Here is a 13,763-nt window from a genome sequence, read left to right as displayed (position 1 = left end):
AAAATGACATCAGCAGAGTTTCAGCAAATTTCACATACCATCCCGCCTGATGCAGGGATCTATAAATATTACGATAAAGAAGGCACCCTGCTTTATGTGGGGAAGGCCAAGAGCCTGCGCAAAAGGGTCAGTTCTTATTTTGTAAAGAATCACGACAGCTACAAAACGAGGAAGCTGGTGGAGCATATCCATCATATCGAGTTCACCATTGTAAACTCAGAACAGGACGCTTTTCTGCTTGAAAATTCGCTGATTAAGCAGTTTAAGCCTAAGTATAATATCAACCTGAAAGACGACAAAACCTATCCGTATATCGTAATTAAGCATGAATCATTTCCCAGGGTCTTCTTCACACGTAATATGATAAAGGATGGTTCAGATTATCTGGGGCCCTTTACTTCTGTAGGCCGCGTCAGGGAAATACTGGACGTAGTTAAATACAATATTCCGCTACGCACCTGTAATCTCAACCTTTCAGAAGAAAATATTAAAAAAGGAAAATTCAAAGTATGCCTGGAGTATCATCTGGGCAACTGCAAAGGCCCCTGTGAAGGGTTACAGACTCAGGAAGATTATCGCGAAGGACTCCAGCAGGTCAAGAATATATTGAAAGGTAACCTCTCGCCGGTAGTAGCCACTTTTAAGGAACAAATGCAGGAGCATGTTGCCAGAATGGAATTTGAGAAAGCTGAAATTGTTCGTAAGAAGATAGAAAGCCTGGAAACCTACTCCGCCAAATCCACCATCGTTAATACCAGGGTCGGCAATGTGGATGTATTTTCCATTATCAGCGAAGGAAATCATGCATATGTTAACTATCTGCGTATTCAGAATGGCAGTATCGCAGATACGAAAACCGTTACACTGGAAAAACAGCTGGAAGAAACAGATGAAGAAGTGCTTTCTTACGCGATTGCTTACCTCAGGGAAGCATTTAGCAGTATCACTGACGAAATCGTAGTACCGTTCCCGTTAGCGTATCCGGATAGCGGAATTACAGTGACTGTACCAAAAGGAGGCGACAAAAAGAAACTCCTGGAGCTGTCGGAGAAAAATGTCAACTACTTTAAGGAAGAGCTATACCGCAAAAAGATCCTGCACCTCGAAGGGAAATCGGATATGGAGCGGAAACAGGTGCTCTATCAGTTGCAGGCAGATCTTGAATTACCAGCCCTGCCAGAACATATCGAATGCTTCGATAACTCCAATTTCCAGGGTGCTTATCCGGTGGCAGCCTGTGTGGTGTTCAAAGATGGGATAGCCTCCAAAAAGGACTATCGCCATTTCAATATCAAAACAGTGCAAGGTATTAACGACTTTGCCTCCATGAAAGAAATTGTATACAGAAGATATAACCGCTTACTGGCCGAACAACAACCACTGCCACAGCTGGTGATCATTGATGGAGGAAAGGGACAGCTGGGCGCGGCAATGGAGAGTATCAGGGAGCTCAACCTAATTGGCAGCATGACCGTTGTTGGCCTGGCTAAAAATGAAGAAGAGATCTTTTTCCCCGGTGATTCCGAGAGTATCAAATTGCCATATAACAGTGAAAGCCTCAAGCTGATACGACGCGTGCGCGACGAAGTGCATCGTTTTGGTATTACCTTCCACCGTCAGAAACGCAGCAAAGGCACCTTTAAAAACGAACTGGAAAGCATCAAGGGAATAGGTGAAAATACGGCTACTCAACTGTTGAAAACCTTCCGCTCCGTGGCGAAAGTAAAACAACTCTCGCAGGACGATCTTGCCAAAGAAGTGGGGGCAGCTAAAGCAAAGCTGATCTGGGAATATTTCAACAAAACAGAAGGCTAATTACGAATTAGAAACTCTCTGCGGAGCAATAGCTGCGAGTGCATTTTCTGCCTGTAATACATGGCGCTGAATATGCGCTGCCATAAAACCGAAGGTGTCTCCAACAGAAAGCCTGATGAAGCGGGAGAGGGAAGTAGGCACCGTATACCGGGCAATATCGATACTGGCTGCCCTTTGCAGCAGATTTTCCATATATACCTGTTGTTCCTGAAATTCCCTAAACACCACTACTACATCAGGAACCTCAGCGGGTACGTGATCTCTGGGAGATTTCATCTTCGAACGAAGCTGACCATCGTCCCCGGGCTGCATTAACCTGGTAAAGTATGCACCAAGCCAACTGCTTTTAAAAGAGGGATGCGAACGACTACCTTTTTTTTCTGCTTTTTTGATTGCCTGGTCAAGTGCGGGAAGATAGTAACGGCCATAGGTGTTCAGATGTTCCAGACATTGGACAGCGCTCCATTTACCGGGGCCTGGCTGCTGCTGCAGATTGGTTGTTGATTGCCCATTAAAGCGGATTTCCGCCTTTCTCTTTACCACCGCTATTTTTTGCTGTAATTCCTGTAGCAGATGGTCGGTCCTGATTGCGCTCATAATCCTGTTATTTTATGTAAAGCTAGCCCCGGCGCCGACAGAAAATCTTTGTGCAGATCAACATTTTATAACTTAACGGTACCCAACAATTTACTGAACGTAGCGGGGTCTATTCCCAGATAGGAAGCCAGGTATTTATGGGGTATCAGCTGTAACACCTGAGGGCTGCGGGTTAGCAGTTGACGGAATTTCTGTTCGGCAGTAAAACATAACAATTCTTTTTGCCGTTCCAGGATGCCTGCCAATGCTGCTGCTGTACTCAGGCGGACCCATCTTTCCACAAGCGGATACTGAAGGGTAAGCCGGTTGAAATCTGAAAAAGACATGCGCAGCAACTCGCTGTGGGTAAGTGTTTCAAGATACCAGGGCGATGGTGTTTGTAACAGAAATGAATCCAGCACTCCGGAAAAATTACCGGCATAGGTAAAAACGATCGTCGCGTCTTTTTCACCTTCCAGCGAAAACGCCCGTTGTACGCCGTCGATAACAAAATACAGGTACTTCTCTACATCTCCTGCGCTTGTCAATAATTCCTTCCTTTTACACCGGACTGGCTGCCAGCAGGCCGCCAATGCCTCCCACTCTTGTTCGGGCAGGGGCATCATGCTGAAAACTGTCTGGCGTAGTTGATCCAGTGCCGGCATTTGGATGGAAATCAGGGGAGGATTTATTCATAAAGGCGAAGACCTTAGCAGAGATTAGTGATAACCATATCATCCGCTAAGGTCTTCGCCTTTATAATCAATTCTTGTTTAATATTGCCACAAGTCCTGTTCTTTATTAAAGATGCGGTCTTTAATGGCCTGTCCTTCGAGCAAACGCATTACCCCGTCTTTAATATAATCTTTGATCTCGCGGTTGTAAACGTTATTTTCTTTCACAATATAGCTGCCGAAGAAACGCATCTCAAAAAGGTCTTCCCAGCTCATAGTGGAAGCATCGTTATTCTGGTTATACACGTCATGTTTGGCCAGTATCGCGCGGCAATCGGGGTAATATACCCAGAACAGCGGAATAGATGCACGTACGCTTCCATCTTCATTGATGCGGGATACCATCGGGGCAATCCCGAGGATACGAACTTTGAGTGCAGAGGCTTCTTTGTCGAACACCCATACTTCCTTGATCTTATACTGCTTAATAGTACGGGGATCGAAGTCGTCGCGGGTATTCACCATTTTTTCCTCGCCGGTTACAGGATCTATACTGCGAACAGTTCTTTCTTCACCACTAAGTTTAGTCTGGATTTCAGAATAAGGCATTTTAGTGGTAAAACGGTCATCTATGGGGTTGAAAGCTTCTACCTCTTTATTTTTGATTGCGTCGAGCAGGATATTAATAAACAGTTGGTTTACCCCAGCCTCATCTTCCACATTGTACTGGAAGGGGAGGTTTATTTTCTCCCGGGTGTCGATCACCTGCCATACTCTTTTTTCCCAGAATCTGTCGTCTTCACGGATATAGTCGTAGGCGATAGGAGCACGGTCCCTGGAGAGGTTCCTTTCCACCACGCCATCTACACGCAGTGATTTACGGGGGGTATCTACCAATGGGGCGGTAATACCATCCGGACGTTGGGAAACAGCGGGAGTAGCAGGAACAGCTGGTGGAGGCGCCACAGCATTCCCGGTTGCCGGGTTTACCAGTGGGGCATCCTGGGTAGGTGTGTTACCGGTGGTAGCAGTCCGGCGACGGGTAGTACCACCGCGCCGTTGTGCATCGGCTGCAGTTGCCAGCATCGCCAGCAATAAAGTACACCAACCAATTCTGTTAAATATTACTGCTCGCATAATTCAGCAATTAATGACCATTAGTTTAATTTAAATATAGTACTCGGCATGGAACGTACCACATTATCCGGGCCTTTCACCTTGATGTTTTCGAAGTAAACTTCGTCACCAGGGCGGAGTGAGCGGATAGAGGCAGTAACATTACCAGGGAAATAGGCAGATGTAGCATCTCCTTCCTGGTATTCCTTGCCTTTGGCAGAGATACCTACGCGGTAACCTACCACTTCATATTTCACACCTTCGAATTCAAAATCTTCCAGGTCGGCACGTAATCCTCCCTGTACTTTAAAGTCGGCCGCTTTCATACTGCCTCCTTTATTAACACCTACTTTCATCACCGGATCAGGTACCCGTTTAACACGGAATTCCTTTTTACCCAGTTCTTTGGTTTTACCATCGATGTTAGCTACGACGTTGATAACAGCTCTTCCCGGTTGATTTACCGTTACGATATATTCACCGGAACTGCGTTTACTAATATTACCTCCTGATATAGAAGCAGATACCTGTTCAGCAGGCACACCGGCAGCAGAAATAGAAATCGGGTTCTGCAGGCCGATATACAGCACATTCATTTTATCTGCGGAGATGGAGGTGGTGGAAGCACCTACATTATAACTTTCTGTAAAGGGATAGGACTCTGGTGCGCCACCAGTAGGGCTAGGTAAGGTAATAGTACCGGAGATGGATTTTTCACCAATCCCCGAAGCAGGGATATTCACTGTTGCCAAACCGTCGTGAGCTTCAATGGTTTGACCATTTACCACGATAGTAGGATTTACCGTTGTGCTGTAAGCACCTACTGCAATGTTTGCAGTTAAGGTTTGTCCTTCCATCAGGTTTTTGGAATTCAGAGAAATAAACGGTCTTATTTTATCAAATTTGAAACGCTGCGCGTCGATCTGACGGTACAGGTCATCAATGATAGCAGACTCGGAATTTTTAATATCATTCTGGAACTTACTCAAAATGGTCACTGCTGCAACAGTAGGTACCATGTTAAAGTGGTAGGTAGTCCATGATTTACGGCCAGTACCTTCATCACCGACTGATTTACCTGCCTCAATACGGAGAGGTAAAGTTTTTGCAAATTGGTCTTTCTTTTTAGGATCTACATAAGACAACAATTGATTGCGAAGCTCTGTCAGCCGGGTTTCCAGCTCAGGGCCTTTCTTCTGATCCTCCATCACATGAGTGGGAGCATCCAGGTTTGCTTTGTCTTTAATCTCTCCATGTTCATCTCTTCCTCCGCTTTGATTGATGATTACATCTTTCAGCGATTCAATATAATCATAAACACTGGCAGAGATTTTCTTTACATCCTGAGCTTTAGCTCTGAGTGGAGCGGTTTTGGCAGCATCTTTCTGCATTTGCTCCTCAAACTGATCGTAAATGATCTTATTCTTGTCGGCCAGTGATTTATTGGAAGTATTGATAGAGTTATTGATGATATTAAAAGCGTTCAATATTTCGGCAGAGACGTTCAACGCAAGCATGGCCGTCAAGACCAGGTACATGATGTTGATCATCTTTTGCCTCGGATCCCTAGGTAGTGCCATAGTTTGTTTTCAGATTTTTAATAGGTTTAAATTCAGAAACTATTAGCGATACCTTATCTTCCTCCACCGTGCATAGCGCTCAACATGTTACCATAAATGGAATTCAGGTTGCTGAGGTTTTTAGCAAGCAGGGAAATTTGTTCCTGTGTTTTCTTGGCGTCTTCGATGCTACCGCTCATTGCTGTAGAAGCATTTTGCAGGTTGCTGTAGAAGGAGTTCATCGCTTTCAGATGGTTGTTGGTATCCTGCAGTTCCAGCTCATAGATAGCATTGAGTGAGGCCAGATTTTTGGTCATACCCTGCATCTGTACATGGAAATCCTTGGTGGACTCTGATGCACTGTTGAAGGAAGATACTGCAGAAGCCGCAGTAGTGTAGGCATTAGCCACATTTCCGATTGCGCTGGCAGCTTCTCTTGTTTTCTGGGTATAATCGCCGGTTGCAGCCACTACATCGCTGATGTCTCTCATCTTATCAACGGTAGTTCCCAGTTTCTGAAAGTTTTCGCTCAGGCGTTGCAGGTTAGCAGGAGTAATTTCGGCTTCCTGAAGCATTTTGTCCAAACCAGCCACCGCAGGGTGTCCGGCAACTCTTACCGCATGTGCATCTGCAGGAGCAGCGTTAGTGTCTGGTACAAAGGCGTATACAAAGAAGATAAGCGCTTCTGTACCCAAACCTACAATCAGGGCGATGTTAGCGAAAGGTAAGTGCAACAATTTGAATAATGCTCCGATAATCACCACCGAAGCCCCGATACATACGAAAAAATTCAGCCATTTAGCTTTGTTAGGATTCATAGCCATAGGTTAAAATTTACTGGTTAAAATGATAGTTAAAGTCTGTATGGAATAGTTAATTCTCCGTGATTTGCCGATAATAGTGTACATAATACAAACAGTTTTTTGGCAGTTATAATTAATAATACGGCTATTATTCTTTAGTTCATCGTTATCTGTGTTTGGACCTTCTGCTCAGGGCTATGGTACATCTGAAACCAATGTAGGATTTCGCACTGTCCTGATATTCATATGTTCTTGTACCAGTCTGGAGAAAATACCCCACATCTTTCCAGGAACCTCCTCTGATGGCTTTACGCTTCATTTTTAGCGGTGCATCATCCGGCACATCCATTCTCAGATACGGGTTCATGTCAGAAGTGAACGAATAAGCGTTCTCATAGAAGATGTCGGCAGTCCATTCCGCAACGTTACCAGCCATGTTGTACAGGCCGTAATCATTAGGCCAGTAAGCATCGGCACGTACTGTATAGAAGCCACCATCTTCAGGATAGTTACCACGGCCGGGTTTAAAGTTGGCCAGTAAACATCCTTTTTTGTTACGGATATAATAACCTCCCCATGGATAAGGAGTTTGCTCTCTTCCGCCGCGGGCTGCGTATTCCCACTGTGCTTCTGAGGGCAGCTGGAATTTATCTTCTGTAAACAGTTTCTTGCTGGCGCGGTAATCTTCCCAGAACTTACTTCTCCACTCGCAGAAAGCAGTTGCCTGATGCCAGTTTACACCAACAACAGGATAGTTATCGAACGCCGGATGCCAGAAATACATACGTGTCATCGGCTCATTGTAGGCATAAGAAAAATCCCTGATCCAGCACAATGTGTCAGGATAAATGGGAACATCTTTCTTTACAATAAAAGTTGAACGCGGCTTACCAGCGTTCTCTCTCAGTTTCGCCTTATCCCAGTTGAAAGTTTCCTGATGGTAGATCAGCTTTCCTACATCGATATCTTTACGTCCGTATAAACGATCTGCCTCAGAATATATCATGGCATCCAGCTTCTCAACTGTACCCTTATCTCTCCAGTTGATCTTCTGTTTCCAGTCGATGATGTCATGCCCATCGTCAGACTTTACATGCCCCAACAGGATATGCGCAATGGAGTCCTGCACCCATTGCACAAACTGGCGGTATTCGTTGTTAGTAATTTCCGTAGCGTCCATATAGAACCCTGAAATGGAAATTGCTTTGTTCCGGGCAGTGAACGCATAGTTCACGTCCTCATCACTCGGACCCATGTGGAAAGTTCCGGCAGGTACATAGACCATACCATAAGGTACGGGTGGGGTGTACTTAGGTCGTGGGCTCACACCGATTAACTGACCCTGAGCATTCTTGGGGGTTTTACTACCACCGCAGCTGGCCAGCAGGGAAACCAGCAGAATTGCCAACAGACCTTTTACATAGTTAAGCTTCATAAGGGTAGCTTTCATCAGAATATTTTTTTCTATTAACCAGCCTGGTGCATTTTGCCTGTATACAAGGGATCACGTATCTCATTTTATCACCCGCTTTGTTTATATGAAAGATAGCAAATGTAACAATTAATTTTAATCCGTAGTGACTTTTTTACCAACTTTTTCAATTCCGCTTACAACCGATCTGCAAGTAGTTTAAACGCTTCTTTTAACATTTTATTATATAAACGTAACAACAATTATTGAATCGCTGTCTCCCCTTACGACAGGCAAGTTACATAATTATTATATTAAATTAATAATTTCTTCTATATAACGCACTGGCTTAATGCAATGATAATCTTTGCACAAATACACCAGGGTCTCATTTTCCCGTTCCCGATCGTTCAACAAAGGGATAGCTGCATTATTTTTTTCTGCGCCCAACAGCACCCTGAATGGCAGGAACCAACGGCCGGCCTCATTCATCCTTTCCCTGAAATGACTGCCTACAATGGCCAGTTCCGGGGTACCTTTCACCAGCTGCAATAACTGGCTCGCCCACACGCCAAAAGAAGTAGGGTAACGGACTATGGTCTGGGAAAGACCGGAAACCGCTTCCACACACCTTTCTGCCCATTCTTTATGATCAAAAACAACAGACAGATACCAAAGGTTCTGCATCATCACCGCATTACCACTGGGCACCGCCCCGTCGTATACTTCTTTCCTCCGGATAATCACATCTTCCTGCCCCTCAATGGTATAGTAAAAGAAAAGCTGCTTTTCATCACTGAAATGCTGCACTACAAATTCCGAGATTTCCCTTGCCTGATACAAATACGCTGTATTCCCGGTCACTTCCTGCAATGCTATCAGCGCCCTCACCAGGCAGGCATAATCATCCAGGAAAGCCGGATACTTTGCCGTTTGTTTCCAGGTGTGAAAAAATGCCTGTTTCCCTGGCTCCTGCCGGAATCTGGCCAGGCAAAACTCCATGTTGCGAATAGCCATCTGCCGGTATTCCTCTGTTCCCAGCGCCGAAAACGCTTTACAGCAGGCATGCACCATCATCGCATTCCAGGCCAGTAATACTTTATCGTCTAACCCCGGCCGGATACGCGCTGCCCTGACGGCCATCAGTTTCGCGCGGCTTTCTTTCAGCGTCTCCTCCAGCTCCTCAACATTGTATCCTCCTGCCGCCGCAAAAGACAACAGGGGTTCCCGTACCCACAATATATTCTGTTCTTCCCAGTTTCCATGCTCACTTATATCATAATATTCGCAAAACACCTTTGCATGCTCTCCCAATATATGATCGATGTCTGCTTTACTCCAGGTATAGAACTTTCCTTCCACCCCTTCGGAATCCGCATCCAGCGCAGAATAGAATCCGCCTTCCGGTGCAGTCATTTCACGAACGATGAATTCCAAGGTATCTGCAATGGTGCGGGCATAGCTCTCATTGCGGGTCAGCTGGTAAGCATCGCATAGCACATCTATCAGGAGAGCATTATCGTACAGCATCTTTTCAAAATGTGGTGCCAGCCATTTTTCATCAGTGGAATAGCGGGCAAAGCCACCACCCAGCTGATCGTAAAGCCCGCCCTGTAACATTTTGTTGAGCGACAGCAACGCCTGTTGCAGTGCTGCCGGATGTCCGAATGCATAATGATAACGCAGAAGATAAGCGATGGTAAATGTTTGCGGAAACTTGGGAGCCCGGCCAAATCCGCCCCAGCGGGTATCGGCCTGTTTCAGGATATTCTCACAGATACTATCGCACTGCGACCGGGTGAATAATTCCTCCACCGGGATCTTCACCAGGGAAGCAGGACCGGCCTGCATCCCCAATTGGGCTGATTGTGCAATATGCTGCACCAGGTTTTCGGCCTGCATCTCAATATCCTGCCGCTTATTCTGAAAAGCATCGGCCAGCGACAAGAGCACATCTGTCCATGAAGGGCGGTTATAGGCCTGCACCGGCGGGAAGTAGGTGCCGCCATAAAAGGGCTTTTTCTCCGGTGTCAGAAAAACGTTCAGCGGCCAGCCACCGGCGCCGGTCATAGCCTGCACCGCATCCATGTAGATATGATCCAGGTCGGGCCTTTCTTCCCGGTCGATCTTAATATTGATAAAATGTTCATTCATGACGGCCGCCGTAGCCGGGTTCTCGAAGCTTTCCCGCTCCATTACATGACACCAGTGGCAGGCCGCATATCCAATGCTCACCAGGATAGGCTTATCTTCCTTCAATGCCCGCTGCAATGCCTCTTCTCCCCATGGATACCAATCCACCGGATTATGGGCATGCTGTTGCAAGTACGGGCTTGTTTCGCTGATAAGCTTATTCATGGATTCCGGAAAGCGATGAGTTGATTGATAGAATTTCTACACAAAGAAATTTCTTTTTTTAAGAAAAGCAAGAAATAAAGCAAAGATCTTAGGGAATAATATTGATGACTAACATTATTCGCTAAGATCTTTGCTTTATAATTCTAAATTATTTTATTCTTAATTCGCTATTATTTCTTACCCAGGTTGCTGAGATACAGCTCCAAAGCAGCTACCATCGATGGTGCCTGTGGGAGAGGAGCCTTAACATCCAGTCTTAACCCCGCCTCTTCAACAGCCGCAGAGGTAGTGGGTCCGAAGGCGCCGATATGGGTGCCATTCTGTACAAATTCAGGTACATTCTCAAACAATGACTTCACCCCTGAAGGACTAAAGAACACGATCATATCATAAGCGGTCGCAGCCAGCACTTCCTTCACGTCAGTGGAAACTGTTTTGTAAAGGGTGGCAGCCGCATACTCGCACTTATTTCCCTTCAGCCATTCTTCAATATCTTTCTTCTGGCTGTCTGAACTCGGGAACAGGAACTTCTCGTTATCCTTGTGTTTGTTCATTACTTCGAGGACACCTTTGGTAGAACCATCAGCGCCATAGAAGACCTTTCTTTTACGATAGAGAATGAATTTCTGTAAATACAGCGCTACAGCTTCAGTAATGCAAAAATATTTGCAGTCCTGCGATACTTTAATCTTCATTTCTTCGCAAATACGGAAGAAATGGTCCACTGCATTACGGCTGGTAAAAATAACCGCCGTAAAGTTGAGGATGTCGATCTTCTGTTTCCTGAACTCTTTTGCTGGCAAACCTTCCACTCTGATGAACGGGAAAAAATCCAACCTGACGTTAAATTTTCTGGCCAGGTCATAGTAGGGTGATTTCTCTGTTTCAGGCTTAGGTTGAGAAATTAGGATTGACTGAATTTGTTTTCCTTGCAAATCTTTTTTTGGCCCGCCTTTAATCATACGTTTTTTGCTCTTGTGTTAACAATAGGCGATAATCAGGGATTACCAGTTAACCAGATATTCTGCAGCACCTTGGTTAATATTAAAACTGGCGCTACTTCGAATGCGCAAAGGTAAAGAAAAAAATGCAATTTGCTGAAAGATAGGTATTGACGGACCAGGGAATAAGACCTAATATACCTGTAGATAATGAGTAATACAATAAAAAACAAAGATATATATAGGAATGTACGGGCTATTTCGGGCTTACAAAATGCAATAATAACCAGGAAAGGCACCAATAACACCCCTAATATCTTATTGATGAGATACAAAATAAAAATATAGGCATCTGCCAGCTCTGAATTGCCAAACAACCAGCCACAGAAACGCAGCATAATGTATTTAAATCCATACACTGCAGCCACAAGCACCACCAGTCCCGGAATCAGCAACCATGGCTCAGCCTGCGGAAATACCTGCTGGCGGTATAACACCAGGTAAAAATATAATCCCAGCGCGATGGCGAAGAATACATTCAACAGGAAGTTAGGAAAAGGCGACTGCGACAGCTGATCTTTCAGCTGGCGCTGGCTTAATGTGGGATTCAGAAATGCCCTGAAAAGATCAGAGAAATATTTGCGGTAAGAGAGGCGTATCACACTCAGCAGCAATAGAATTCCGGCCATTACGTAAATGAGCCAGTCCATATCGCGGTAGGGGCGTAACGGGTTGGTATCGGTAAAAACCGGTTTATCCGGCTTCAGGAAAACATTCTCCTGCGCCAGTTTTTTCATATAGATATCATATGCAGATAACGGCTTCGGCTTAGCGGCAGCTACAAGCGTATCTTTTGCCGGAGCGCTGGTATCTTTCGGAGATCTGGCAATGCCGGCCGTTACGGGCGCCCCGGCACGGCTACTATCTTTCCGTACGGCAGCACGCGCATGTATTGAATCCTTTTTCACCGGAAGGACATGTACCCTGGGCCGGGAGGAATCGCCAGTTACACGGGTGACCACCGGTTTTTTCTTTACCACCGGACGTTTAGGCGCGGCGGAATCATTAGTTTGTGCCAATACAGGCAAATACCCCAGAATAAATAACAGCAGTAACCAGTTTCGCACCAGGAAAATATTTTGCAATGACTTTAAAATCGGTTCTCCAATAAACGTTTCTGCGGCAATTAACACTGTCCGGATTACATCACCAAATGGAAACGCGTTTTTCCGGAGCAAATATATTAAAATAGTCTATAGTTGACCTGCGGGGCTATGCTTACCTTTGCTGATAATGAACAATATTTTGAAACAATACCAGGAACATGGCAGGAATTTACTTACACATACCGTTCTGTAAACAGGCCTGCTACTATTGCAACTTTCATTTTTCCACGTCAGTTGCCCGGCAGGGTGCAGTGGTAAAAAGTCTGTTGCAGGAAATGGCGCTGCAAAAAGATTATCTCGCAGGCGCCACCGTACAAACCATTTATTTCGGAGGAGGTACTCCCAGTTTGTTGACTGCAGAAGAATTGCAGCTGCTGCTGGCAGGGATAAAACAATATTTTCCGGTAGCCGGAGATGCAGAGATTACCCTGGAAGCCAACCCCGATGACCTGAACAAAGAAAAACTGGAGATGCTGAAAGCCACTGGCATCAATCGTTTGAGCATAGGAGTACAGTCGTTTCATGAGCAGGACCTTACCTGGATGAACCGGGCGCATAACAGCCGGCAGGCGCTGGAATGTATACAGCTGGCCCAGGAAACAGGTTTTAGCAATATTACCATCGATCTTATTTACGGAGGGCCTACACTCACCGATGAAGGCTGGGAACAGAACGTAAAACAGGCAATAGCTCTGGGCATCCCTCATCTCTCCTGTTATGCTTTAACAGTAGAACCGGGTACTGCACTGGATCTTTTTATCAGGAAGAAGAAAATGGAGGCCACTGATCCGGATAAAGCAGCGCGACATTTTGAGCTGCTGATGAACTGGCTGCATGCAGCCGGTTATGAGCATTACGAAATCTCTAATTTTGCACTGCCCGGCTGGCATTCCCGGCATAACAGCAGCTACTGGCAGGGGAAACCATACCTTGGGCTTGGGCCTTCAGCACATTCGTTTAACGGAACTTCCCGGCAATGGAATGTTTCCAACAATACGCAATATGTAAAAAGTATTGCCAATGGTGTTATCCCGTTTGAGCGGGAATCACTGACTACCGCCATGCAGTTTAATGAATATGTTATGACTGCGCTCCGGACTTCTGCCGGTTGCAATCTGGAATGGGTCGCAGAAAGATTCGGTACTGCGTTAACGACACATCTGCTGGCTCATAGCCAGCCATTCATTGCCAATGGCCGGATGGAACATCTCGGAGAAACCCTGCGCCTGACCAATGCCGGCCGTTTGTTCGCCGATGGAATTGCGGGGGAATTGTTTGTTTAGTGATCAGCTATAAAAAAGCAGCCAGAAACATGTTATATGTTTCTGGCTGCTTTTTTTATAG

At 45.6% G+C, this 13,763-nt stretch carries 11 protein-coding genes; 2 read left to right on the top strand and 9 right to left on the bottom strand.

Annotated elements, in window-relative coordinates; translation table 11 throughout:
- Window positions 1–3: 3 nt before the first annotated feature.
- Window positions 4–1,815, top strand: coding sequence for an excinuclease ABC subunit UvrC (gene uvrC / locus UNH61_RS30980; RefSeq protein WP_326995902.1), 1,812 nt, complete (start codon window positions 4–6; stop codon window positions 1,813–1,815).
- On the opposite strand, the gene UNH61_RS30975 is transcribed toward uvrC, so the two are convergent.
- The 9 genes from UNH61_RS30975 to UNH61_RS30935 all read right to left on the bottom strand — a co-directional run bounded on the left by UNH61_RS30975 (window position 1,816) and on the right by UNH61_RS30935 (window position 12,380).
- Complete coding sequence (locus UNH61_RS30975) at window positions 1,816–2,412, bottom strand: DinB family protein (protein WP_326995901.1); 597 nt, start codon at window positions 2,410–2,412, stop codon at window positions 1,816–1,818. It lies immediately after the preceding gene.
- Between the two features lie 65 nt (window positions 2,413–2,477).
- Window positions 2,478–3,056 (bottom strand): Crp/Fnr family transcriptional regulator, encoded by a 579-nt coding sequence (locus UNH61_RS30970; protein ID WP_326995900.1) that lies wholly within the window; start codon window positions 3,054–3,056, stop codon window positions 2,478–2,480.
- Between the two features lie 108 nt (window positions 3,057–3,164).
- Window positions 3,165–4,202, bottom strand: coding sequence for a gliding motility protein GldN (gene gldN / locus UNH61_RS30965; RefSeq protein ID WP_326995899.1), 1,038 nt, complete (start codon window positions 4,200–4,202; stop codon window positions 3,165–3,167).
- Between the two features lie 20 nt (window positions 4,203–4,222).
- Entirely contained in the window at window positions 4,223–5,761 is a 1,539-nt protein-coding gene (gene gldM, locus UNH61_RS30960) for a gliding motility protein GldM (RefSeq protein ID WP_326995898.1), read from the bottom strand.
- Window positions 5,762–5,814: 53 nt separating this feature from the next.
- Window positions 5,815–6,558 carry a gliding motility protein GldL gene (gene gldL / locus UNH61_RS30955; protein WP_326995897.1) on the bottom strand — a complete coding sequence of 248 codons (744 nt, stop codon included), beginning with the start codon at window positions 6,556–6,558 and terminating at the stop codon, window positions 5,815–5,817.
- Between the two features lie 151 nt (window positions 6,559–6,709).
- Window positions 6,710–7,993 carry an SUMF1/EgtB/PvdO family nonheme iron enzyme gene (locus tag UNH61_RS30950; RefSeq protein WP_326995896.1) on the bottom strand — a complete coding sequence of 428 codons (1,284 nt, stop codon included), beginning with the start codon at window positions 7,991–7,993 and terminating at the stop codon, window positions 6,710–6,712.
- A 270-nt stretch (window positions 7,994–8,263) separates the two neighbouring features.
- On the bottom strand, window positions 8,264–10,312 hold the full coding sequence (locus UNH61_RS30945) for a thioredoxin domain-containing protein (RefSeq protein ID WP_326995895.1): 2,049 nt from the start codon (window positions 10,310–10,312) through the stop codon (window positions 8,264–8,266).
- 170 nt (window positions 10,313–10,482) lie between these two features.
- On the bottom strand, window positions 10,483–11,274 hold the full coding sequence (locus tag UNH61_RS30940) for a uroporphyrinogen-III synthase (protein WP_326995894.1): 792 nt from the start codon (window positions 11,272–11,274) through the stop codon (window positions 10,483–10,485).
- Between the two features lie 35 nt (window positions 11,275–11,309).
- Window positions 11,310–12,380 (bottom strand): DUF4271 domain-containing protein, encoded by a 1,071-nt coding sequence (locus UNH61_RS30935; protein WP_326995893.1) that lies wholly within the window; start codon window positions 12,378–12,380, stop codon window positions 11,310–11,312.
- A gap of 197 nt (window positions 12,381–12,577) precedes the next feature.
- Between UNH61_RS30935 and hemW the strand changes: the two genes are divergently transcribed.
- Window positions 12,578–13,702, top strand: a complete 1,125-nt coding sequence (hemW, locus tag UNH61_RS30930) for a radical SAM family heme chaperone HemW (protein ID WP_326995892.1) — start codon at window positions 12,578–12,580, stop codon at window positions 13,700–13,702.
- Window positions 13,703–13,763 lie beyond the last annotated feature (61 nt).

The organism is Chitinophaga sp. 180180018-3 (assembly GCF_037893185.1).
Classification (GTDB): domain Bacteria; phylum Bacteroidota; class Bacteroidia; order Chitinophagales; family Chitinophagaceae; genus Chitinophaga.
Note: the sequence above shows the minus strand (reverse complement) of the source record. Positions and strands in the feature narration are given on the sequence as shown.

Excerpts from the sequence above, each read along its gene's own strand:
- uvrC (WP_326995902.1), top strand. The coding sequence starts at position 4 with ATGACATCAGCAGAGTTTCAGCAAATTTCACATACCATCCCGCCTGAT.
- UNH61_RS30975 (WP_326995901.1), bottom strand. The coding sequence starts at position 2,412 with ATGAGCGCAATCAGGACCGACCATCTGCTACAGGAATTACAGCAAAAA.
- UNH61_RS30970 (WP_326995900.1), bottom strand. The coding sequence starts at position 3,056 with ATGCCGGCACTGGATCAACTACGCCAGACAGTTTTCAGCATGATGCCC.
- gldN (WP_326995899.1), bottom strand. The coding sequence starts at position 4,202 with ATGCGAGCAGTAATATTTAACAGAATTGGTTGGTGTACTTTATTGCTG.
- gldM (WP_326995898.1), bottom strand. The coding sequence starts at position 5,761 with ATGGCACTACCTAGGGATCCGAGGCAAAAGATGATCAACATCATGTAC.
- gldL (WP_326995897.1), bottom strand. The coding sequence starts at position 6,558 with ATGAATCCTAACAAAGCTAAATGGCTGAATTTTTTCGTATGTATCGGG.
- UNH61_RS30950 (WP_326995896.1), bottom strand. The coding sequence starts at position 7,993 with ATGAAAGCTACCCTTATGAAGCTTAACTATGTAAAAGGTCTGTTGGCA.
- UNH61_RS30945 (WP_326995895.1), bottom strand. The coding sequence starts at position 10,312 with ATGAATAAGCTTATCAGCGAAACAAGCCCGTACTTGCAACAGCATGCC.
- UNH61_RS30940 (WP_326995894.1), bottom strand. The coding sequence starts at position 11,274 with ATGATTAAAGGCGGGCCAAAAAAAGATTTGCAAGGAAAACAAATTCAG.
- hemW (WP_326995892.1), top strand. The coding sequence starts at position 12,578 with ATGGCAGGAATTTACTTACACATACCGTTCTGTAAACAGGCCTGCTAC.